Here is a 21,612-nt window from a genome sequence, read left to right on the forward strand (position 1 = left end):
AAAAAATGATGTCCAATCAGCGCTGAAACAGCAGCAGGATGCAGTTAAACAGCTTGAGCAACAAAATCAGCAACTTTCTGAAAAATCAAAACAAAATGAAAAAATTCAAGTTGTTTTAGCTGAACAAACGGCTCAATTGGTCCAAAAAAATGCATTAGAAGTTGAGCTTGCTAATGCGAAAAAACAACAGCTTACTCAGCAAAATGCCCATGAAAAAATAGCTAAGCAGCTTACTGATAGCCAAAATCAGTATGCTCAGTTACAAGCTCAATTAGCAACAAATGAGCAAGGTTATGCAGAGGCCAAAAAACAACTGGCGCAAGCTAATGCTGAAGTGCAAAAACTGCGTACAGAATTAGAGAAACAGACTGAGCTTGCTGGAAAGGCGACTGATCAGCAAGTGAAAGAACTCACTACTGAGTTAAATCAACAAATTACGTTACTCAAAGCGAGAGAAGAGACGTTAACGAAATTAGATTTAGAAAATAAAAATGTCCAAAATTCGTTGAAAGCCCAGCTATCTGATAAACAACAGTTAGAATCTCAAAATGCGTTGTTAGCCTCACAAGCAAAAGAAAAAGAAATTCAAATTGCTAAGCTTGAGAAAGACATTGCGAGTCGCAATCAACAGCAATCAGATCTTGAGCAGAAATTGTTAGATGTTAATAAGCAACTGAATGTGCTGAAGTTAGAAGCTGAAAAATTTACGGCAGAGAATGTTGCTAAAAAAGATCAGGAATTACTTCAGCTTAAAAAGCAGCTGGATGAAAAAACAGCGGCGGATAGCCAATCTAGACAGGAGCTGGCGAGCGTTCAAGAAAATCTGAAAAAAGCAAAAGATGAGCTGGCATCACTGAAAGCATTTTCAACCGACGATGGATTAAAGTTGCAGATTAGAGATCTTAATCAGCGTGTCACTCAGTTACGTGAAGAGAATGATGCTTTAAGGGCGAATAAAAAAACCGTAGCAGGTAAGGCTCCAAATATTATTCAAATTCCACCGGCAGATAATACGACGATTGCTAAAGAAAATGCGAAGCGCAATCAAAAGATTTTAGAAGATATAAAACAACAGAAATACAGTAAGTTAGATAATTTCACTTACTATAAAGTTTTACAAAAAGGTACGCCAATTACAGATGTGCAAGATAAAAAAATCACGCTGATCATGCGTGAGCAACTAACAGATGGCAAAGTGACTGTCATGCACACGGAAAAAAATCCGATGGTATTGCCTTATAATCAATTGCCTCCACCAATGAACTCTTTTGTCGAAAAAGTGGGTGTTGGGGGAATGGTTAAAATTTATATTGAACCTGAAGGTGGTTATGGCCCTGAGGGGATTCCTGGTGAAGTGCCACCAAATTCAATGTCAATTATTGATTTAAAAGTCATTCAAGCAAACTAGTTGATTGGTACATTTAACTAATGTGAAGGGGCTTACTAGAGATAGTAGGCTCTTTTTTATTTTAAGCGGTGTGATTGATAATGAGGTTGCCTTTCTGTCAGTGTAGCTAAGACATTAATCCTATACTGACAGGGCATGTAACGTGAGGGAAGTGCTTAGGCGGCTTTACGCGACCTGCTAGGGGTATAACCAAAGCGCTTATGGTAGCTTTGCGTAAAGTAAGACTGACTTGAAAATCCGGCTTCCATTGATACTTCCACAATACTCATCGAGGTATTTATTAATAACTGATGCGCATACATAATACGTTTTTCGCTGATCCAAGAACGTGGTGATGTTGCGTAGACCGTGTGAAATAGCTCTTTGAACGTGGTTAATCCCATACCGAAGGTTCGAGCAAACTCATTGAGTTTCCATTCTTTTAAATAATTATTTTCCATGAAGGTTTGTAAGCGTTCAGCTTGACGGTTACTGAGTTGTCGAAAATTAGACAACAATGCCGCCCCTTGCTCACTGTAAGATAACAATAAAAGTAACTCATTGATTCTCAGCTTAAGGATCATCTCCGGATACTGAGTCTGAATAAAAGACTCCAAGCTATTCTTTAACTCTTTGATTAATGGACTTGTTGTAAATTTGATAATGTCATTAGCTGAGTTTTCAGTGCGCTCAATCTCGCTTAGCTGAGAACCGTATTGAGATAAGTATTCACGTAAAAATTTATCATCCAATGAGATCCATAAAAATTCACCATCTAACGTGTTATTTTCGGTCTTAAAAGAATACGAGCCTTGTTTATGATATAAAATGTCCCCTTCATGCAAGCTTTCATTTGCTGCTGGGGTTTCTAACAAAATAGACCCTTTTTCTATAATGATAAGGCCTTTAGAGGTTAAATCGAGTATCGCATGGGGGTTACTTTTATCTATGCGTACTTTTTTTATCACCTGATGGCTTAATTTACTGTTCATGGTAGCACCTTTATTAAAATTAGCTCTTTAAGTGATAGTGGAAATTAAATATCAAAATTTCACCCTCGGTTGATATAAAAAATCACTATGACCTTGATGATTGAAATTATATGAGCTGTTTTTTTATATGTCATATCGTAAATGAAAGTATTAATAAATGTTTCAAAATATGGTTTTTACGAGTAATTTCCGGTTATTACTCGTATATTACGAGTGACTTATTTGGCGTACTATTCATTTATTCTGATAATTACTGGTAAATAAAGATTAAAATTCTAGCTTTTTTGTTTTTTCTGGTTTTATATATTTTATATTTTTTTACTCTTTTTTGTGGTTTTTTTACCTTTTAAAGATAAGTAGTCGTTATTTGTGTTTTATCACAAATAATAGCCATGTAAATTATTAGGTATATACTCGTTAAAAATATCAATAATAAATTTTGCTAATGTATTAATTTGTTAATTACATCATCAATTAGATTAATGAATCATATTGATTTATTTTAATTATCAAAAAGGTCTATTTAAGCTAAATATTGAGATTTAAATCTCATTTTTGACATTTATTGGTTTGGGTGATGTTTTTTGCTTCTTATATAAGCATGGATTTTGGTTATTAATTATAGTTGGTTACTAATTTTTATATGAGCGTCATTTTTTGAAGCAAGCTTATTTATGATAAATCTGAGTAAATCTATTGGATTAACTGGAAATTATGGCATCCACCGTCAGCAGCTAAAAAAAGTGATAAAAAACTAATAAGATAGTGAAAGCAAGCAATGGGTGTTCATGAGTAGCGAGTTGTTAAATATATTTAACATTTTTACAGGCAAACTGTCTGTTGTTGTTCCTCCACTCGATGATATCGAATTGGTGGAATATTCTGCGGATAAGTCTATTTATCTAATTTTGATGTTGCTCGATTGCGAGGGGGGAGTTCAGGGACGGGTTTTCTGTCATCAATAAGGTGACAGATTGCTAAAATAGGGTGGGAATACAGCATTTTTGGGCCAGCCCAGCGCATAATTATTTTCATTTGTTCGCGTTGTTTTGGCTGATAGCAATGTATTGGGCATTGTTTACAAGCAGGCTTGGCTTCTCCATAGCGACATTTTTCTAGGCGTTTAACCGCATAGGAAAAAAGAGTTTGATAATACTCAGGGTTGTCGTCAGGCGCAGGATGCGACTTTTCATAGATTTTTATCATTTTTTCTATTGTGACAATTTCTCGAGATATTCTTTTTCCCACCGTAATAATCCTCTCCGCATAAAGATACATTTAATATATACCTTTTATTGCTCTATTTATAGGTGGTTAAATCAATAGAAATCTTGTTTTGAGGCGTACTCGCAAAAATGGCATAAGAGCCATTTCTTATGCCATTAACATTGTATTAGATTTTATATGCCAATTCCGCTTGATAAAGCCAGCCTAGCAATTGAGTGAAGGCATCTTACCGACTAGTTTGCATTATTCTTTGCATTTCATCTTTTAGATGTAGCTTTTCTTTTTTAAGTTTGGCGACTTGTTCGTTATAGCCAGCACCTGAAGGTCCTTCAAGCTTGCTAATTTCTTTATTCAATTGATGATGCTTCTCATAGAGAGACTGAAAGCGGGGATGTGTGGCAATTAATTGTGAAACTAAATCTTGATCAGCAGATAACATACTACCTCCTCAGAATGAATTAAGCCTCACTTTCAGTATAATCATTGATTGTTTTATGTACATCTTTATGGCGGGAATTTACATAATTTTTATTAATTTTATGATCCTTATACTAAAATTAAGTAATATCACTAAAGGATTAATAAGTTATCTATATTTTTGTAATTAAGAATCATCTATAGTGATTAAAGTGGCTGAATTGACCTACTATGTATAAAAGTCTAGTTTTTAATGTTGTTATTTTTTTACGAATAGGAATTTTATGATGAAAAAAGCGATTTTGTCTGTAATGGCTGCGGTGGCAGTTTCTTCTTGTGCAATGGCGACTGAAGATTTAGGAAAGATCGCTCCTTATCCAAAAGCAGAATCTGGTATGACTCGTCATGTGATTCAACTGGATACTAAGCAAAATGAATACGATTATATGGTTGAGTTAGTTATCGGTAAAACCATCAAAGCTGATTGTAACCGTCAATGGTTTATGGGTGATTTAGAAGAAAAAACCTTAGATGGATGGGGTTATAACTATTACAAATTAGAAGAAGTAAAAGGACCTGCTTCAACAATGATGGCTTGTACTGAGCCTGCAAAAGATCGTTTTATTACTACCCAGTTAGGGGATGACGCATTTGTACGCTATAACAGTAAGTTACCAATTGTTGTTTATGCGCCAAAAGATATGGATGTGAAGTACCGTATTTGGTCTACAGACGATAAATTAATGAACTCGATTAAGAAGTAATGCATTTAATGCCGCATCACCGTTTGATTCTATGATGCGGCATTTTTATTTTAAGCTTGCCTAATTAGCGAACGACAAACACCGAGGTTTGAGCATGACGCACAATAGCAGATGCGGTTGAACCTAATAAATAAGTCGATGTACTTGGATGGTGAGAGCCGACAACAATGAGATCGGCATTAATTGTTTTTGCGTAGTCTAGAATTTCATCCTTGGCTGAACCAATACTGACCTGACAGGTAATCTGAGAGCTTGGAATTTTAACATCTCGGATCACTTCTTCTAATGCCCGCATTGCCAGTGATGCTCGTTCTGCTGAATTCTTATGGCTTTCAGGCAGGATAGCCACTTCAATACCAAAAAACAGTTCGACACTCGGGATCACGGAAAAAAAGTGAATCTCAGGCTTACCGAGTGTTGCGAGATCTTCCACATGTTTGATGATGTTTAAGTTTAAATCATCTTCTAACAGATCAATAGGAACCAATATTTTTTTATACATAGCCACCTCTTCATTTGTTATTTTAATTTGATTATATACCTATCATTTTATAAGTCATATGGCGCTGATGATTTTGTGATATTGGATTCATGTTGCAATGCCTATCTAATAAAGATAAATCCCCTCTATATGTGGAATAGAGGCTATGCTGATAAATGATTTTTCTTTCTTTATTTATAGTACCAATCTGAACAAGGATAGAAAAATAAAGAATAACCATTCTCAGTCAATGTAATCAATTGTTTACAATTTATTGTGGGACATTTAACAAATAATATGAGAGTATATTCGAAATTAATTAAGTCATTGAAAATAAACTATATTTAAATGATAATTGTTTTGTTTTTCATTAAGAAAATAACCTATGCATAAACATGAAATCCCAACTTCAACGAAGAAAGAATTCGCATTACAGCAAGAAAAGTTTAAGGCGGCGAAAAAGAGCACTCTGATTAGTGTTGCTGTTAATACTCTTTTGTCTATTTGGCAAATCATTGTTGGTGTATTTTCACATTCATCAGGTTTGATTGCTGATGGTATTCATACACTTTCGGATTTAATTGCTGACTTTGTTGTTCTTATTGCGAATAAGAAAAGCCATAAAAAGCCTGATGCGGATCACCCTTATGGGCATTTTCGTTATGAAAATGGAGCATCACTTATTTTAGGTATTATTTTACTGATAGTCGGTGTTGGTATGGGCTGGTCAGCTGTAGAGAAAATGATTAATCCTGCTCTGATACCTGAAGTTCATTCAATGGCTCTGGTTGCGGCATTGACGGCTTTGGTTGCGAAAGAAGGTCTGTTTCGCTATATGCTGCATGTGGCGAATAAAGTTAACTCAAGCATGTTAGTTGCGAATGCTTGGCATGCCCGCTCTGATGCGGCATCTTCATTAGTCGTCGCTATCGGTATTATTGGTAGTTTATGTGGCATTCGTATTCTTGACCCGATTGCAGCGTTAATTGTGGGGACGTTCGTTTTCCGTATGGGGTTTAAATTTACCTATCAATCCATGCAAGATTTAATGGATAAAGGTGCGGATGACGAAACGTTAGCGCAAATCAGTGATGTGCTAAAAGGAATCCCTGATGTTAAAGGTTTTCATGATTTAAAAACGCGTAAATCTGGCGATTTTTTTCTTGTGGATATCCATTTAGAATTAGATGGTCAAATGACAATTTTGGAAGGACATGATATTGCAGTGAATGTCCGAGAGCAATTAATGAAAAATCCTCAAATATTGGATGTTATGACTCACTTAGACCCTTATGACAAAGATTGCTTGCACTAATTCCTATTTGGTTATTGGGTAATTATGAGAAGGCTGACGTATTATACGCTCAGCTTTTTTCTTTTTACGTTATCGTGAATTCGTTTTATTATTGTTAAATAATGTCAGGCGACACGATAAGTGGAAATATAAGGAACACTCAGGAAAAATGCAGTTTACCAAGCAACAACGTCATACTCTGCGCACACCAAAGGTCGTTGCACTCACAAATAAACAGGGAATGAAAATTATTTTGAGTAGTTTGGGTGCAAGTTGGGTTAGCTGTATATTGCCGTTAGCAAGTGGTAAACGCGATATTATTTTAGGCTCACCAAATATGGCGGCTCAAATGGAGCAACGCGTCTATTTTGGTGCAACCGTGGGACGGGTTGCAAATCGCATTGCGAATTCAACTTTTGAGCTTGATGGGCATACCTATCAACTGACGCATAATCAAGGCGCTCATTGCCAGCATGGTGGGCGAGACAATTTTAGTTATCGGGTATGGGCGATTACTCAACCAGACCAGCAGCAAGCCATTTTTACGCTGGTGTCATCGGATGGGGATCAAGGTTTTCCGGGCGAATTAAAAGTTGAAGTACAGTATGAACTGACAGATGATAATCAAGTTGTTATCAGCTACCGTTATCAATGTGATCAGGATTGTCCGGTCAATCTGACTAACTACACCTATTTTAATCTTGCGGGTGAAGACTCAGACCGAACTGCATTTGAGCATGACCTCCAAATGCACGCGCCATACTTCTTACCACAAAATCATGAATGGCTCCCAACGGGAGAGTGGCGTGAAGTCACGGATACCTATTTTGATTTTCGACAAAGCAAACGTATTGGCCGTGATTATCTACAAGATGAAGACCAGCAAGCTGTGGGTGGGTATGACCACACATTTGTTTTTGACGGAGCGGTTACGGATGGACAACACATTGTCGCAACATTAGGCTCACCAAATGGGGATGTTCACATGCATATGATGAGCACTTCACCTGCAATTCATGTTTATACAGGTAACCACTTGGTTTCCGTTTTAGGAAAAAGCAAAACCTACACGCCTTTTTCAGGGGTCGTGTTAGCGACACAATATCCATTTGATGGTTTAGGGCATGCGGAAGCACATGAACCGCACGCAATTATTGCTAAGGCGAACCACATTTATACCAACCAAACTCGCTATCAATTTATTTTTTAGTATCATAGGCGAGGAGAGTTTTCTCTCCTATGATCTCTTTTATTTTATTCGGAATGTTAACTGTGACTTCATTTGCTGACTTAAATGCGCTTCCTGCGGAGCAACTCTCCAATCTGAATGAATTGGGCTTTATCACGATGACCCCAATTCAAGAAGCGGCATTACCCGCGATCCTTGCCGGCAAAGATGTCCGTGCACAAGCTAAAACTGGCAGCGGCAAAACGGCAGCTTTTGGCTTGGGATTATTACAACGTATTGATGCCAAAAATTTTAATACCCAATCCTTAGTTTTATGTCCGACCCGAGAATTGGCGGATCAAGTTGCGAATGAATTACGTCGTTTAGCGCGTTATATTCCTAATCTTAAAATTTTAACATTATGTGGCGGTGTGCCGTTTAGTGTACAACGTGATTCTTTGGTTCATGCCGCGCATATTTTGGTGGCAACACCGGGTCGTTTACTCGATCACCTACACAAAGAAACTGTGCAGTTAGACCATTTACAAACGCTGGTATTGGATGAAGCCGATCGTATGTTAGATATGGGGTTTGCTGATGATATCGATGCTGTAATTTCTTTTACGCCAGAAGATCGCCAAACACTCTTATTTTCAGCAACATGGCCGGACAGCATTGCGGCTATTAGCCAACGTATTCAGAAAAACCCACTGACCATTGAAATTAATTCAGTTAATGAATTGCCAGATGTGGAGCAGCAATTCTACGAAGTTGCTCGACATGACAAAATTGATTTATTGCAAAAACTCTTAAGCCGTGAACAACCCGCTTCTTGTGTGGTGTTTTGTAATACTAAAAAAGATTGCCAAGCCGTTTATGATGCCATGATGGATAGCAATCAAAGCGTTTTAGTATTACATGGTGATATGGAGCAGCGCGATCGTGACCAAACGTTAGTGCGGTTTGCGAATGGGAGTAGCCGTGTTTTAGTCGCGACTGACGTAGCATCCCGCGGTTTGGATATCAAGGCGCTCGAAATGGTGATTAACTTTGAGCTTTCTTGGGATCCTGAAGTCCATGTGCATCGCATTGGACGTACTGCGCGGGCAGGAAAGAGCGGCTTAGCCATCAGTCTTTGCTCGCCAGAAGAAGCTCAGCGAGCCAATGTGCTTGAAGAGATGCTGAATATCAAGCTGAATTGGTTACCTGAACCGACAGGTTTACGAATTACCCCATTAGAAGCCGAAATGGTCACGTTATGCCTTGATGGTGGTAAAAAAGCGAAGATCCGCCCTGGAGATATCTTAGGGGCATTAACGGGCGAAGTTGGCTTACAAGGGGATGATATTGGCAAAATTGCGATTCACCCAATGCATGCCTACGTTGCGATTAAAAAATCAGTTGCGAATCAAGCGTGGAAACAACTACAGCAAGGCAAAATTAAAGGAAAATCAGTAAGAGCCCGATTACTGAAATAATATTCTTACCCGATATTTGAAGCCCTAGTTTTAATAACCTAAAACTAGGGCTTTTTTGTTTCTCTCAAGATGACACAGAGTAAAACGGTTGTTTACAGAAAAACGTTATGAATCGTGAAAACGTCTCTTTAAATCACAAATAAATCCAAATATTCATTCACTGGCATATTCTCAAACAACGGTTTATCTAATGACGCGGATAAAATTCGTCGTTGCTGAGCCTCAGGGAACTGGCGTGCTAAGTTAGTTCTGAACTTTTTAAGTAACAATGGCATGCCTTCTTGGCGACGACGTTTATGACCAACAGGGTATTCAATGACCACTTCATTTAAGGTTTGACCATCTTTTAATTTGATGGTGAGAGCATTGGTAATAGAGCGTTTTTCAGGATCATGATAATCCTGTGTAAACGCAGGGTCTTCGTGGCAATGCATTTTGGCTCGTAGTGCGTCAATGCGGCTGTCTTGAGCAATACTGTCCTCATAGTCAGATGCCGTAAGACGACCAAAAATAAGCGGGATCGCAACCATGTATTGAATGCAATGGTCGCGATCTGCTGGGTTTTGTAGAGGACCTTGTTTATCAATAATTCGAATGCAGGCTTCATGGGTACGAATTGCAATGGATTCGATATCATCGGCGCACTTACCGATTTCTTTCAGTTGGTTATGGAGTTGTAAAGCTGCTTCAACGGCGGTCTGTGCATGGAATTCAGCAGGGAAGGAAATTTTAAAGAGCACATTTTCCATCACGTAAGAGCCATAAGATCGCTGAAATTTGAATGACTGACCGCGGAATAAGGCGTCATAGAATCCCCATGTTTTCGCCGTTAAAGCCGTTGGGTAGCCCATCTCACCTTTTTGTGCCATCAGTGCGAGTCTTACTGCACGGGACGTTGCATCACCCGCAGCCCATGATTTGCGGGAGCCTGTATTGGGTGTGTGGCGGTAGGTGCGTAAACTGTGCCCATCAACCCATGCGAGGGAAACCGCATTGAGAATTTGCTCACGAGATAGCCCAAGCATTTGTGCGACAACAGCTGTTGAGGCAACTTTGACCAAAATGACATGGTCAAGACCGACTTTGTTGAAGGCATTTTCTAGAGCGATGCAGCCTTGAATCTCATGGGCTTTGATCATGGCGGTAAGCACATCACGAATGACTAACGGTTTTTTGCCTTTAGCAAGGTTTTCGCGAGAAAGCCAATCCGCAGTGGCTAAAATACCACCGAGGTTATCCGATGGGTGTCCCCATTCTGCGGCTAACCAAGTGTCGTTGAAATCTAACCAACGACATAGCGTACCAATATTGAATGCGCCTTGGACGGGATCTAATTGAAACTGCGTGCCAGGTACTTTGGTGCCATTCGGCACAATTGTACCTGGAATAATCGGACCTAATAACTTTTTACAAGCCGGGTATTCAAGGGATTCCATACCGCAGCCTAACGTATCAAGTAAGCAATAATAGGCGGTCTCGTAAGCTAATTTTGACGTGATGGGAAAATCGAGAACATAGTCGACGATATCCGTCATCACCGTATCAAATTGAACGTGTGGGGCTGTTTGGGATTGCGTTGTCATGGTTTTACCTTAATTAGCGCTGTTCAATAGGAACAAAAAGTTTATTTTCAGGACCCGTATAGTTAGCGGAAGGTCGAATAATTTTATTATCTTGGCGTTGTTCAATGATATGGGCTGACCAGCCCGCTATTCGGGCAATTGCAAATAGCGGGGTGTACATTGCAGTTGGCACGCCCATTAAGTGATAAACCACGGCCGAGAACCAATCAAGATTTGGAAACATGCCTTTTTCACGTTTCATTACCGATTCGATATGATCTGCAATGGTATACAAATGTCGATTCATGCTTTGTTCAGACAGTTGTAGTGCCACTGATTTAATGATTGGATGGCGAGGATCTGCCAAGGTATAAACGGGGTGACCAAAGCCAATAATGACTTCTGAATTTTTGAGGCGAGCGACAATATCCTGCTCTGCATCTTCTATCGATGAGTAACGCTGCTGAATCTCGAGTGAAACCTCATTGGCTCCACCATGTTTGGGACCTCTTAAGGCTGCAATGGCACCAGTAATAGCAGAGTAAAAATCAGTCCCAGTTCCTGCAATAACGCGAGCGGCAAATGTTGAGGCATTGAATTCATGCTCAGCATATAAAATGGAGGCAATATGCATAAATTTTTCCCATTGTGCAGGCGGTTTTTTACCATGCAGTAAATGTAAAAAATGAGCTCCAATAGAATCATCGTCGGTCATGGTTTCAATGCGCCGACCATGATGGCTAAAGTGATACCAATACAGCAAGATAGAGCCAAGAGACGCCAGTAAGCGGTCTGCAATATCTTTTGCTCCGGCAAGGGTATGAACCTCTTTTTCGGGGAGAACACAGCCCATCATTGACACTCCAGTGCGAATAACATCCATGGGGTGTGTATTGGCAGGAATGGATTCCAATGTTTGTTTCACATTGGTTGGCAAACCTCTTAAGGGCTTTAACTTCTCTTTATATGCCGCCAATTCAGTGCGATTTGGGAGCTTATCGTGGATAAGTAAGTAGGCCACTTCCTCATATTCGCATTGGGTCGCTAAATCGTGGATATCATAGCCACGGTAGTGGAGGTCATTACCATTACGACCGACGGTACAAAGCGCGGTATTCCCTGCTGTTACGCCTGATAAAGCAACGGATTTTTTAGGTTTGAAGCTTGGTGTTACAGCGCTGTTAAGTTGTTCATTCATCATGGATTCCTTGTAGGGGACAGAGACGACTACAACTTGCTCTATTCACGGTTTATTCGGTGATTAAAAAGGCTTAGCGTTTTTTATTTTGTGAAAATAACGCATCCAGTTTTTCTTCATATTGATAGTAATTGATGGATTTATAGAGCTCTTCGCGGGTTTGCATTAATGGCACAACGTTTTTTTGTGTTCCTTCTTGGCGTAACGTGGTGTACACCTGTTCAGCCGCTTTATTCATGGCTCGAAAAGCGGAAAGTGGGTACAGCGCGATGGCAATCCCGACGCTGCGAAGCTCATCAAGCGTAAATAGAGGTGTTTGACCAAATTCGGTTAAATTAGCCAATACAGGGACTTGTGTATGGCGAGTAAATTGTTGGTACATGCTTAACTCGGTGATGGCTTCAGGGAATAGCATATCTGCGCCTGCCTCGATGTAGGCGTTTGCTCTTTCTAGAGCGGCTTCGAGTCCTTCAACCGCGAGGGCATCAGTGCGTGCCATAATGACAAATTTCTCATCTACTCTGGCATCTACAGCAGCCTTAATGCGGTCAACCATTTCTTGTGTAGAAACAATCTCTTTATTCGGACGATGTCCGCAACGTTTAGCGCCTACTTGGTCTTCCAGATGCAGCCCTGCGGCTCCGGCTTTAGCCATGGATTTTACGGTACGCGCGACGTTAAATGCGGAGGGACCAAAACCAATATCGGCATCCACCATTAGCGGTAAATCACAGACATCGGTAATACGACGAATATCAATGAGTACATCGTCAAGGGTAGAGATACCTAAGTCAGGAAGACCTAAAGAACCTGCAGCAACACCCCCACCTGATAAGTAAATGGCTTTATAGCCCGCTTGTTGGGCAAGCAGTGCATGGTTTGCATTGATTGTGCCGACTAACTGAAGTGGCGACTCGTGGTTAATCGCCTCTCGAAATTTTTGACCTGCGGAATGGCTAGACATAAACACCTCATAACCTGTTAATTCTGTGTAAATGATCTTTGATAACTATAGTGAGATAGCAATTGATGTGCCAGTCTGCCCTGAAATACAAAAAATATTATTAATTGTTATATATCAATTAGATAAAAATAATCTGTTTTTATGTGATGAAAGAGTCACTATTGAGTGAATGAATTGGTGTATTTCATTGAAACACCATATTGTTACATGAAACAAAATTGAAACATCGTAAAGCGCAGTATTGCGGAGGAGAAAAATGGAAAAGCCGATTATTTGGACCGTCTCAGTATCTCGCCTTTATACGCTATTTCGTGATATTAGCCCCGAATTTAGCGCGCAAGCCGATATTACGGCACTTAATATCGGCTTTGATCAAGCTGTAGAAGAAGTGCGTCGCCGTCTAAAAGAGGGGCATTGTGATGCGATTATTAGTGCTGGATCTAATGGGGCTTACTTAAAAAGCCATGTTTCTGTCCCAGTGATTATCGTTAACATTAATGGGTTTGATGTGATGCAAGCACTCGCTAAAGCGCGAGAAATTAGCGATAAAATTGGGATCATTAGTTATCAAAAAATTATGCCTGCCTTAGAACAGTTCCAAGAAAATTTTTGTTTGCAGATTGAGCAGCGAAGCTATGTGACGGCAGAAGATGCTCGAGCACAATTGAAGTCTTTGAAAGCGATGGGGATCCATGTTGTGGTGGGAGCCGGGCTTATCACTGATCTTGCCGAAGAAATGGGGATGACGGGTATTTTCGTCTATTCTACACAAACTATTCGGCAAGCCTTTTCTGATGCCATTGAACTTAGCCGAATGTCTCATCGACATGTACTTAACCAAGCAAATTATCCGCAGCTCAACATGGCAAAAGTTAGGCATACGATTAATGACCTTATCGGTTTATCGCCCGCAATGGAGCGGGTCCGCCAAACGATTATGTTATATGCTCGTTCAGATGCGACGGTGCTCATTCAAGGGGAAAGTGGGACAGGTAAAGAGATGGTGGCACAAGCCATTCATCATGAATTCAGTTTATTTAACCAACAAAAACGAAGTAAGCAACAAATGCCGTTTGTTGCCGTTAACTGCGGTGCGATTCCTGAAACATTACTGGAAGCTGAGCTATTTGGTTATGAAGAGGGCGCCTTTACGGGGTCTCGTCGTGGCGGGCGAGCAGGTTTATTTGAGCTAGCGAATGGCGGAACGCTGTTTCTTGATGAAATTGGAGAAATGCCAGTCGCATTACAAACTCGCTTATTACGTGTGTTAGAAGAACGTTCAGTGGTGCGAGTTGGGGGATACCGCCCCTTGCAGATCAATGTGCGCGTGATCTGTGCAACCCACTGTGATCTGGATAAATGGGTAGCAGAAGGAAGGTTTCGAAGTGACCTCTTTTATCGTTTAGGTGTGCTTCGTATGAAAGTCCCTGCACTATCAGAACGAGGTGATGATATTTTCATGCTTTCAGAACGATTATTAAAATTAGCTTTCGCAGGGTTGCAACTGCCACTTCCTGCTTTTCGAGTTCAGCAATTGCTCAGTTGTCGAGATTTTCTACTTGCCTATTCTTGGCCAGGAAATGTTAGGGAACTACGTAACCTAATGGAGCGGGTTGCGCTCTATTGCAGCGCCTATGCGGATAAAAGCATCAATCCAGACATGTTAATGATGCTATCTCCAGAAAGGCGTGCCGTGTCTACACCCCCAATTAGTCAACAAACAACAGAGTCGCTAGAGCAAGTGATGGCAAGGTTTAATGGCGATCGTAAGGCGGTGGCGGAGTATTTAGGGATTAGCCGAACTACTTTGTGGCGCCGTCTTCGTCCTAGTTCACGCTCTATCTGTGTTGGCTTCACTCGCTAACCCTAGTCACATACTAGTGTATGCTCCTAGGGATTAGTTCATTTGCCGCCTTGCTACAGCGCGAACTAGTTAGGAGACAACTTGGAGTTAGAAAACAATTATTAAAGCAAGATAATAATTTATAAATAATGAATACCACTAATTAAGTATATTGATAAACTTGAGGCTAATTAATTAGCTAAATTAGTTTTGAATAAATTTCTTTTAAAAAAAACGATAAATATATTTTGAAAGATGGGACTGAAGCAGGGAGTTGTGTTTCAAAAAGTAACAATAGGGATTTTTTTTGGGATTATCTTATCATATTGATAATAAATGGTTTGCTTGTTTTTATGGCGATTTTTTAGGGGGGGTTACTGCATAAAAAAACGTGATTTTTCTCACATAAATAAATTTACTAGTCATCATTAGTTTTTCTCATTGTCATTCCCTCGATGAAAGATCTATATTGCGCTCAAATTAGCCTCATCTATTTAATTTCATCACTGCACTAGTCGCTAAGGTATATTCATTTTTGTGAATATTGCTATCGTCATGACCGACGTCTTGCAGCGCAGAGTATTTATTTTATTTTTGGAGAGTGGGACGTGAAAGAGTCCACCATTTTAATGCGTAAAAGCGACAATACCTTTGTACCTGTTGCAGGCTTAACCCTGTTTGCTATTGCATCTGGTTACCTGATGAGCTTAATCCCACTATCGATGGGCAGCTTTGATATTGATACTCAGTATGCGGGCTGGTTAGCGAGCGCCTACTATATTGGTTTATTGATTGGTTCAATGATGATTGAACCTGTGATCGCAAAAATTGGTCACCGTCTCTCTTTTATTGGTTTTCTCGTCATGCTGGCGGTTACCGTTATTTTATTGCCATGGACGCCAACCATTGAAGCATGGTTACCTAACCGTTTAATCGCAGGTATTGCGGTGGCGGGAATTTTTGTGGTGGTAGAATCGTGGTTATTGATTGGCGATAACCCTAAAGAACGTGCGAAGCGATTAAGCTTTTACATGACCTCATTATATGGCGGCACGACGTTGGGTCAGCTCGCAATTGGTGTTATTGGGACTCAAGGGGTTGTGCCATTTATTGTTGTATTAGGTTTGTTGCTTGTCGCGATTTTACCGCCATTGCTTGTGCGTCAAGGACAACCTGCATGTGGGTTGCACCAGAAGCTCTCATTGAAACAAATTACGCGTTTAAGTAAACCCGCAATAATGGGCTGCATGGTCTCTGGAATTGTAATGGGCACCATTTATGGATTAATGCCGCTGTCTCTGAAAAATGATCACTATACAACTGACCAAGTCGGGGTACTGATGGCATCGATCATTTTGGGTGGGATGCTGATTCAGCCCGTGATCAGTAAGTTGTCGGTGATGATGAGCAAAACATTGTTATTGGCGATGGTGTCACTATTAGGCGTATTTGCGATGGGAATGATTTATATCTCAACAGATTACGTGGTGATGATCGTGGCATTAGCATTACTGGGAATGTCTTCATTTGCCTTATATCCCATCGCCATTACATTAGCATGTGATAATTTAGACTCATCTTTTATTGTCGCTGCAACGCAAGTGATGTTATTTAGCTACAGTGTGGGTTCTGCGATGGGACCGATTGCTGCTGGCACATTACTAGAACAACATAGTGGGCTAACCAATTTCTTCTTTATTGTATTGTTAGTCACTGCGATTTATATGTTGATCGCAAGTTTACGTCGTAAAGCGAGCGTCTTGGCTAACTAATTGCACTTGGTAGTGAAAACTAAAACGCGCTATTTTGACTCAGTAGCGCGTTTTTTTATGGTTATTTTTTCTTACTTAGGCTGGCGAGTGTTAGCTCTGGCTTGAATGTGTGAAGCATATTGGGTGTCGTAATTTTTTGTTCCCATAATTCGCCCAGTTTAAAATCCCAAGAAAGCGGGGTAATGACGGTGCGTCCTGCATTGGGAGCAAACGTGAGCTCGCTAAAATAGAGCTTATTTTCAGCCATTAAAAAATCAGCTCGGCAATAATCAAATGGGGTCACCAAAATTTCGGCTAGCCTTAACATCTCTCTAAACTGAGTTGGTTCATTAATAGGCTCTAACATTTGAGGGTAGCCAAAACTCACTGGTTGTAGCTGCCAATCGGTATCATAAAGATTGATAAATTCAGTACCGTCCTCATCCGTATAATCGATTTCAGCGTAAACGGGTTTACCTGAAAAACAGTGAATACGGCAAGTTTCAGGCACTAGCTTTCTTGTTTTCTGCTCAAATAAATCAATGTATTCTTCGCAAATAATTTGTGAAGGAATATTTTTATAATGGCGTTCACGAGTAATGTAATAGAGATTCTTCATTAAATGGAACGACAACTTATCTTTGGCTTTTTGTAAGTCAAATTTGGATTTATCCGTGCAAATAATGCTACTACCACTGTCGTGAGTGCACTTTAAGACGAAACGTTGCGGAAGTTTGGTTAAATCAATTTCATCCACATGCTGATATGTCGCAAGAATCGGCACGATATGTTCTTGTCCGATAGTCTGTGTGACATATTCGCGCACGGCAAGCTTGTCAGCGAATTGACTATGAAGTGGATTTCGGTCGTGAATCATTCGAAAATTCACTTTTTCATTAAAACTTTTCGGTGAGTTAAAATTGGGGTAATAGCCTAATTTTTTGATAAATTTACTCGTTAGGTAATTTTTATCACTCATAATAAATGTGCGAATTTTTTTTAGGAAATATTCTGTTTTTTTCATAAACAAGCAACCATTCTTAATAAATTAGTATTTTATTAATTTTTTTATAGTTTGGATTATATTAACCACTATTTAAATGATGACTAAATGATAATAGCAATCACATTGCTAATATTAAGAGTTCCTTAAGAATTCTGCTTGGGTGTAATATAATTAAATGATATTTAATATAAATTTAATTTAGGGTAAATCAAATGATTAAATTTCAATTTAGTATATCAACTGTTTAAGTTTCGGGGTGATTAATTTTAAAATTAAATAATTATTTCATATTCTATATTTAAATTAATTATTAATCATATAGTGTCAATGCCTGAAATCTTAAAGTAATTAAGAACAGTAAATAGAGTAAAAATATTGAGGATATTTAAATACTTTGCCAATAAGTTAATTTTAGTTAATTTAATGTTAAATTTCTGATGATATCAAAATATAGATTGCTGAAATGAATTGTGTGATAATCATCACACATAACTATTCTTTCAATTATTATTCAATTATGGTCATTCGCCCGCATCAACACTGGTTTTTTAGGTTGTTTGATTGGCACGGTTCCGTGCTGTCTAAAATTACCTTCAGATTATCACTTAATATCATGATGTCCATTGTCGCTATTTTAATCTATCAATGGTACGAGCAATTAGGAATACATCTCACAATAGCGCCATTTAGCTTATTAGGGATAGCTATCGCTATTTTTTTGGGCTTTCGAAATAATGCCTGTTATAGCCGTTTGGTTGAAGCAAGGACACTCTGGGGCTCAATATTAACGAATCAACGTAATATATTAAGAAACATCAAAGGATTATTACCGAATGATCCATTAGCACACCGCACCTTTGCTAATTTACTTATTGCATTTAGTTGGAGTTTAAATCACGAACTCAGACGAACAAATCCAAAGGTTGATTTATATCGGTTGTTACCGCGCGATGTTTTCTTAGATGTGATTAAAAGCCCATATCCCACCAGCCGAATCCTGATGCACATTGGTCTTAGTGTTGGGGAATTACGGGATAATAACCTGATTAGTGACGTTCTTTTTCAATCCATCAATAAAGATGTCAACGGATTGTCAGAGGTATTAGGGGGGTGTGAACGCATCTCTAATACGCCAATCCCATTTGCTTATACATTGATTTTACAGCGCACAGTGTATCTTTTTTGTACGTTACTGCCATTCGCATTGGTGGGAGATTTACATTATATGACGCCTTTAGTCTCAGTGTTCGTTTCCTATACCTTCTTGGCGTGGGATGCATTAGCTGAGCAATTAGAAGATCCATTCGATGTATTAGACAATAGCTTACCATTGAATGCGTTATGTACAGGGCTTGAACGTAATGCCCTTGATATGATTGATGCAAAACAGTTGCCGCCACCGGCTAAGCCAAATAAATATTTTAATTTATTATGATAGTAAAGCCGCAAGTTATAGCTTGCGGCTTCTGTCGTTAATGGCGCAGATACACATGGGGGGTCGCAGTTTCAGGATGAGGTTGTACCCCTAAATCCGCTTGATACCATTGCGTTAAATTCTCAGTGGTTAACACGTCCTGTGGTGTGCCTGCCACCACTAATTTCCCTTGATGAATGAGGTAGACCTTATCGGCATATAATGCTGTCAGGTTTAGGTCATGTAATACGCAACAAACGCCTAGTGGTCTTTCGCGAGTCAGTTGATGCAAAAGCCGCAAACTGTGTTGTTGGTGGTACAAATCAAGGGCTGAAGTCGGCTCATCGAGGAATAAACAGGCTGGGGTTGGTTCAGGCTGCCATAATTGCGCTAATACTCGAGCCAGCTGAACGCGTTGCTGCTCGCCACCCGATAATTGACGATAATCTTGATGGCGTAGTGGGGTACAGTGGGTCTGAGCCATCGCAATATCAATAGCTTGTTGTTTATGCTCTGAACCATAAGGTGTCCTTCCCATTGCAACAACATCTTCAACACTGAAAGCAAATTGCAAGTGACTTTGCTGTTTCATCACGGCGCGTTTTTTTGCAAGCCCTTGAGGATCCCAATCGGACAATAATCGACCTTCGATATGGCATTGACCTTGAGTAGGCTGGGTGTAGCCAGTCAATAATTTCAGCAGGCTAGATTTACCTGCACCATTAGGACCGATAATAACAACCATTTGATTTTGCTGTATGGATAGGCTGATATCGTCGATGAGTGTTCGATTATTAATACGATAACTCAAGTTGTGGGCTTCGAGTAACGGGGGCATCAGTTAGATCCTTCCTGCGGGTTGGCGAAGTATTAGCCATAAAAAGTAAGGGCCGCCAATCAATCCGGTTAATAAACCAACTGGAATTTCAGCGGGAATGGCTAAAGTACGAGCCAGTGTGTCGGCAGTTAATAGCAAGCAAGCGCCTACAATGGCTGAACCTGGAATTAACCATCGATGGTCAGGTCCAAGCGTCATACGAATTAAATGGGGAACGACGAGTCCAACAAAACCAATAACACCACTCATTGCGACGGCGCAGCCAATTAATAATGCGCTGAGGAATAACAAAATAAATTTACTGCGTTCAACATTCAGCCCCAAATAATGAGCGTCCTCATCCCCTAATTGTAAAATATTCAAGGCGTTACCTTGCCATAGACAGAATAAGCTGGTGGGAACAATGACGCTGGCTGCAAGAGTGAGTGATGTCCAATTAACATTGCCTAATGACCCCATCATCCACAAGCTAAATGTGCGTAGCTGTTGGTCATTACTCATGTAGCTGAGTACACCAATCAATGACATACACAGAGCATTGATGGCGATCCCTGCCAGTAAGAGTCTTGCCAAATTCCCATTAGATATCCGATTGAGACTAAAGATGATCAGGGAAACCGCTAAACTACCGACAAATGCTGCGCCCAGATGACCGTAACTGAGCATTAATGTGGGTAATGAAAATGGCAAAATAATAAATGCAGCAACGCACAATGCCGCACCGCTGCTGATCCCTAAAAGACTGGGGTCCGCGAGAGGGTTACGAAATAGCCCTTGCATCATTGCGCCCGAAACCGCGAGCGCTAAACCCACTAAAATGGCAAGCAACACTCTGGGTAAACGAATAGTGAGCCAAATTTGCCAATCTGGATCGGTGGATGGTGCGAATAACAGGGTTGTTAGCGGTAGATTTATCGCCCCTACTGTAGAGGCAGCCACAGTGACTGCCCCCAGTATTACCAATAACATAAAGATTTTAACAAGAGGGTGCTTAAAACGACTCATTGATTTTTTTCTAACGCCTCTCTCAGCTGTTGCATGACTTTAGGTGTGCTTAAGCTGAAGCTCAGCATCCCTGTATCATCTACCACTAAAATTGCACGATTTTTGCCAGCAGGAGTGAGTGCTAATCCTGGTAATTCCCAAACTTTATCAATACCACCAAGGGATTTTATCCCTTGCTCAGAGACCACGACTAAATCCGGTTGACTATAAATAAGCCCTTCTTGGGAAAGTGGGCGATAGCTGGTGAAGTTGTTCATTGCATTTTGCGCACCCACCGCGGTTATCATGCTATCGGCAGCGGTTTTTTGTCCTGCCGCCATCGGTTGTACACCGCCATGGCTCATCAGAAAAATCACTTTTTTATTTAATGGGCTAGTGGGTACCGCGAGGAGCTCAGTATTAAATTTCTCGACGAGCTTTTCCCCGTTTTCGGGTAATCCTACCGCCTGCGCGATAGTGGTAATTTTTTCAGGAATGGCTTCTAATTTCGGCTTTCCTGTTACTTTAATTACCTTAACACCACTTTTTTCGATTTGGGTTAATGCAATTGAAGGTTGAGAAAGTTCACTGGCAAGCACTAATGTTGGGCGTAGAGAGAGTACACCTTCTGCATTTAACATGCGCATATACCCGACATCAGGCAGCTTCGTTGCTTGCTCTGGATGTAAGCTACTGCTATCGCGCCCAACAAGATTATTTTGTGCACCGAGTGCATACACAATTTCGGTGACATCACCGCCGAGTGTCACTAAACGGTCAGCAGCGTTGGCAACAAAAGAAGCTGCCAGAGTGATGGTCATTAGAAGCCATTGTTTCATAACAA

Annotated in this window: 19 protein-coding genes; 8 read left to right on the top strand and 11 right to left on the bottom strand. The window is 40.1% G+C overall.

What is annotated here, in order from left to right; all coding sequences use genetic code 11:
- Positions 1-1,408, top strand: a 1,408-nt coding sequence (locus PR795_RS00005; protein ID WP_272516536.1) for an FKBP-type peptidyl-prolyl cis-trans isomerase, incomplete at its 5' end; no start/stop codon positions are given.
- Positions 1,409-1,563: 155 nt separating this feature from the next.
- On the opposite strand, the gene PR795_RS00010 is transcribed toward PR795_RS00005, so the two are convergent.
- The 3 genes from PR795_RS00010 to PR795_RS00020 form a co-directional block, all read right to left on the bottom strand.
- On the bottom strand, positions 1,564-2,379 hold the full coding sequence (locus PR795_RS00010; protein ID WP_006661192.1) for a helix-turn-helix transcriptional regulator: 816 nt from the start codon (positions 2,377-2,379) through the stop codon (positions 1,564-1,566).
- Positions 2,380-3,273: 894 nt separating this feature from the next.
- A complete protein-coding gene (locus PR795_RS00015; RefSeq protein ID WP_181480111.1) occupies positions 3,274-3,657 on the bottom strand; it encodes a nitrous oxide-stimulated promoter family protein in 384 nt (127 codons plus the stop codon).
- Between the two features lie 175 nt (positions 3,658-3,832).
- Positions 3,833-4,045: a DUF465 domain-containing protein gene (locus PR795_RS00020; protein WP_006658061.1), complete on the bottom strand. Its 213-nt coding sequence runs from the start codon at positions 4,043-4,045 to the stop codon at positions 3,833-3,835.
- 265 nt (positions 4,046-4,310) lie between these two features.
- On the opposite strand from PR795_RS00020, the gene eco reads away from it, so the two are divergent.
- On the top strand, positions 4,311-4,787 hold the full coding sequence (eco, locus tag PR795_RS00025; RefSeq protein WP_006661194.1) for a serine protease inhibitor ecotin: 477 nt from the start codon (positions 4,311-4,313) through the stop codon (positions 4,785-4,787).
- Between the two features lie 64 nt (positions 4,788-4,851).
- Here the strand turns inward: eco and PR795_RS00030 are convergent, their stop codons facing one another.
- Positions 4,852-5,289, bottom strand: coding sequence for a universal stress protein (locus tag PR795_RS00030; protein ID WP_006661195.1), 438 nt, complete (start codon positions 5,287-5,289; stop codon positions 4,852-4,854).
- 364 nt (positions 5,290-5,653) lie between these two features.
- On the opposite strand from PR795_RS00030, the gene PR795_RS00035 reads away from it, so the two are divergent.
- The 3 genes from PR795_RS00035 (at position 5,654) to dbpA (ending at position 9,208) form a co-directional block, all read left to right on the top strand.
- A complete protein-coding gene (locus PR795_RS00035; protein ID WP_006658064.1) occupies positions 5,654-6,583 on the top strand; it encodes a cation diffusion facilitator family transporter in 930 nt (309 codons plus the stop codon).
- 148 nt (positions 6,584-6,731) lie between these two features.
- Positions 6,732-7,772 (top strand): galactose-1-epimerase, encoded by a 1,041-nt coding sequence (locus tag PR795_RS00040; RefSeq protein ID WP_272516537.1) that lies wholly within the window; start codon positions 6,732-6,734, stop codon positions 7,770-7,772.
- A gap of 62 nt (positions 7,773-7,834) precedes the next feature.
- Positions 7,835-9,208 carry an ATP-dependent RNA helicase DbpA gene (gene dbpA, locus PR795_RS00045; protein WP_036968345.1) on the top strand — a complete coding sequence of 458 codons (1,374 nt, stop codon included), beginning with the start codon at positions 7,835-7,837 and terminating at the stop codon, positions 9,206-9,208.
- A gap of 128 nt (positions 9,209-9,336) precedes the next feature.
- On the opposite strand, the gene PR795_RS00050 is transcribed toward dbpA, so the two are convergent.
- The 3 genes from PR795_RS00050 to prpB form a co-directional block, all read right to left on the bottom strand.
- Positions 9,337-10,791: a bifunctional 2-methylcitrate dehydratase/aconitate hydratase gene (locus tag PR795_RS00050; RefSeq protein WP_006661197.1), complete on the bottom strand. Its 1,455-nt coding sequence runs from the start codon at positions 10,789-10,791 to the stop codon at positions 9,337-9,339.
- A 13-nt stretch (positions 10,792-10,804) separates the two neighbouring features.
- Positions 10,805-11,968, bottom strand: coding sequence for a bifunctional 2-methylcitrate synthase/citrate synthase (gene prpC, locus PR795_RS00055; RefSeq protein WP_036968263.1), 1,164 nt, complete (start codon positions 11,966-11,968; stop codon positions 10,805-10,807).
- Between the two features lie 73 nt (positions 11,969-12,041).
- Positions 12,042-12,932: a methylisocitrate lyase gene (gene prpB, locus PR795_RS00060; protein ID WP_006661199.1), complete on the bottom strand. Its 891-nt coding sequence runs from the start codon at positions 12,930-12,932 to the stop codon at positions 12,042-12,044.
- 256 nt (positions 12,933-13,188) lie between these two features.
- Here prpB and prpR point away from each other — a divergent pair, with 256 nt between their 5' ends.
- Together prpR and PR795_RS00070 are read left to right on the top strand one after the other, a co-directional pair.
- Positions 13,189-14,796: a propionate catabolism operon regulatory protein PrpR gene (gene prpR, locus PR795_RS00065; protein ID WP_036968266.1), complete on the top strand. Its 1,608-nt coding sequence runs from the start codon at positions 13,189-13,191 to the stop codon at positions 14,794-14,796.
- A 608-nt stretch (positions 14,797-15,404) separates the two neighbouring features.
- Complete coding sequence (locus PR795_RS00070; RefSeq protein ID WP_006658072.1) at positions 15,405-16,547, top strand: MFS transporter; 1,143 nt, start codon at positions 15,405-15,407, stop codon at positions 16,545-16,547.
- 61 nt (positions 16,548-16,608) lie between these two features.
- On the opposite strand, the gene PR795_RS00075 is transcribed toward PR795_RS00070, so the two are convergent.
- Positions 16,609-17,550 (bottom strand): ATP-grasp fold amidoligase family protein, encoded by a 942-nt coding sequence (locus PR795_RS00075; RefSeq protein ID WP_006658073.1) that lies wholly within the window; start codon positions 17,548-17,550, stop codon positions 16,609-16,611.
- A 499-nt stretch (positions 17,551-18,049) separates the two neighbouring features.
- Here PR795_RS00075 and PR795_RS00080 point away from each other — a divergent pair, with 499 nt between their 5' ends.
- A complete protein-coding gene (locus PR795_RS00080; protein ID WP_006658074.1) occupies positions 18,050-18,967 on the top strand; it encodes a bestrophin family protein in 918 nt (305 codons plus the stop codon).
- Positions 18,968-19,004: 37 nt separating this feature from the next.
- Here PR795_RS00080 and PR795_RS00085 read toward each other — a convergent pair whose 3' ends face one another.
- The 3 genes from PR795_RS00085 to PR795_RS00095 are packed head-to-tail and all read right to left on the bottom strand — an operon-like array spanning position 19,005 to position 21,607.
- Positions 19,005-19,784 (bottom strand): heme ABC transporter ATP-binding protein, encoded by a 780-nt coding sequence (locus PR795_RS00085; protein WP_006661202.1) that lies wholly within the window; start codon positions 19,782-19,784, stop codon positions 19,005-19,007.
- Between the two features lie 3 nt (positions 19,785-19,787).
- Entirely contained in the window at positions 19,788-20,789 is a 1,002-nt protein-coding gene (locus tag PR795_RS00090; protein WP_181480110.1) for a FecCD family ABC transporter permease, read from the bottom strand.
- On the bottom strand, positions 20,786-21,607 hold the full coding sequence (locus PR795_RS00095; RefSeq protein WP_006661204.1) for a heme/hemin ABC transporter substrate-binding protein: 822 nt from the start codon (positions 21,605-21,607) through the stop codon (positions 20,786-20,788). Before PR795_RS00095 ends, PR795_RS00090 begins: the two co-directional genes overlap by 4 nt.
- Between the last annotated feature and the right edge of the window lie 5 nt (positions 21,608-21,612).

The sequence above is a fragment of the Providencia sp. PROV209 genome, from assembly GCF_028479485.1.
GTDB lineage: Bacteria > Pseudomonadota > Gammaproteobacteria > Enterobacterales > Enterobacteriaceae > Providencia > Providencia alcalifaciens.

What these genes read in the sequence shown, in the direction of transcription:
- PR795_RS00015 (WP_181480111.1), bottom strand. Translation starts at nt 3,657, where the DNA reads ATGTATCTTTATGCGGAGAGGATTATTACGGTGGGAAAAAGAATATCT.
- PR795_RS00010 (WP_006661192.1), bottom strand. Translation starts at nt 2,379, where the DNA reads ATGAACAGTAAATTAAGCCATCAGGTGATAAAAAAAGTACGCATAGAT.
- PR795_RS00070 (WP_006658072.1), top strand. Translation starts at nt 15,405, where the DNA reads ATGCGTAAAAGCGACAATACCTTTGTACCTGTTGCAGGCTTAACCCTG.
- prpC (WP_036968263.1), bottom strand. Translation starts at nt 11,968, where the DNA reads ATGAATGAACAACTTAACAGCGCTGTAACACCAAGCTTCAAACCTAAA.
- eco (WP_006661194.1), top strand. Translation starts at nt 4,311, where the DNA reads ATGAAAAAAGCGATTTTGTCTGTAATGGCTGCGGTGGCAGTTTCTTCT.
- PR795_RS00035 (WP_006658064.1), top strand. Translation starts at nt 5,654, where the DNA reads ATGCATAAACATGAAATCCCAACTTCAACGAAGAAAGAATTCGCATTA.
- PR795_RS00080 (WP_006658074.1), top strand. Translation starts at nt 18,050, where the DNA reads ATGGTCATTCGCCCGCATCAACACTGGTTTTTTAGGTTGTTTGATTGG.
- prpR (WP_036968266.1), top strand. Translation starts at nt 13,189, where the DNA reads ATGGAAAAGCCGATTATTTGGACCGTCTCAGTATCTCGCCTTTATACG.
- PR795_RS00090 (WP_181480110.1), bottom strand. Translation starts at nt 20,789, where the DNA reads ATGAGTCGTTTTAAGCACCCTCTTGTTAAAATCTTTATGTTATTGGTA.
- PR795_RS00040 (WP_272516537.1), top strand. Translation starts at nt 6,732, where the DNA reads ATGCAGTTTACCAAGCAACAACGTCATACTCTGCGCACACCAAAGGTC.
- PR795_RS00085 (WP_006661202.1), bottom strand. Translation starts at nt 19,784, where the DNA reads ATGCCCCCGTTACTCGAAGCCCACAACTTGAGTTATCGTATTAATAAT.
- PR795_RS00095 (WP_006661204.1), bottom strand. Translation starts at nt 21,607, where the DNA reads ATGAAACAATGGCTTCTAATGACCATCACTCTGGCAGCTTCTTTTGTT.
- PR795_RS00030 (WP_006661195.1), bottom strand. Translation starts at nt 5,289, where the DNA reads ATGTATAAAAAAATATTGGTTCCTATTGATCTGTTAGAAGATGATTTA.
- PR795_RS00075 (WP_006658073.1), bottom strand. Translation starts at nt 17,550, where the DNA reads ATGAAAAAAACAGAATATTTCCTAAAAAAAATTCGCACATTTATTATG.
- PR795_RS00050 (WP_006661197.1), bottom strand. Translation starts at nt 10,791, where the DNA reads ATGACAACGCAATCCCAAACAGCCCCACACGTTCAATTTGATACGGTG.
- prpB (WP_006661199.1), bottom strand. Translation starts at nt 12,932, where the DNA reads ATGTCTAGCCATTCCGCAGGTCAAAAATTTCGAGAGGCGATTAACCAC.
- PR795_RS00020 (WP_006658061.1), bottom strand. Translation starts at nt 4,045, where the DNA reads ATGTTATCTGCTGATCAAGATTTAGTTTCACAATTAATTGCCACACAT.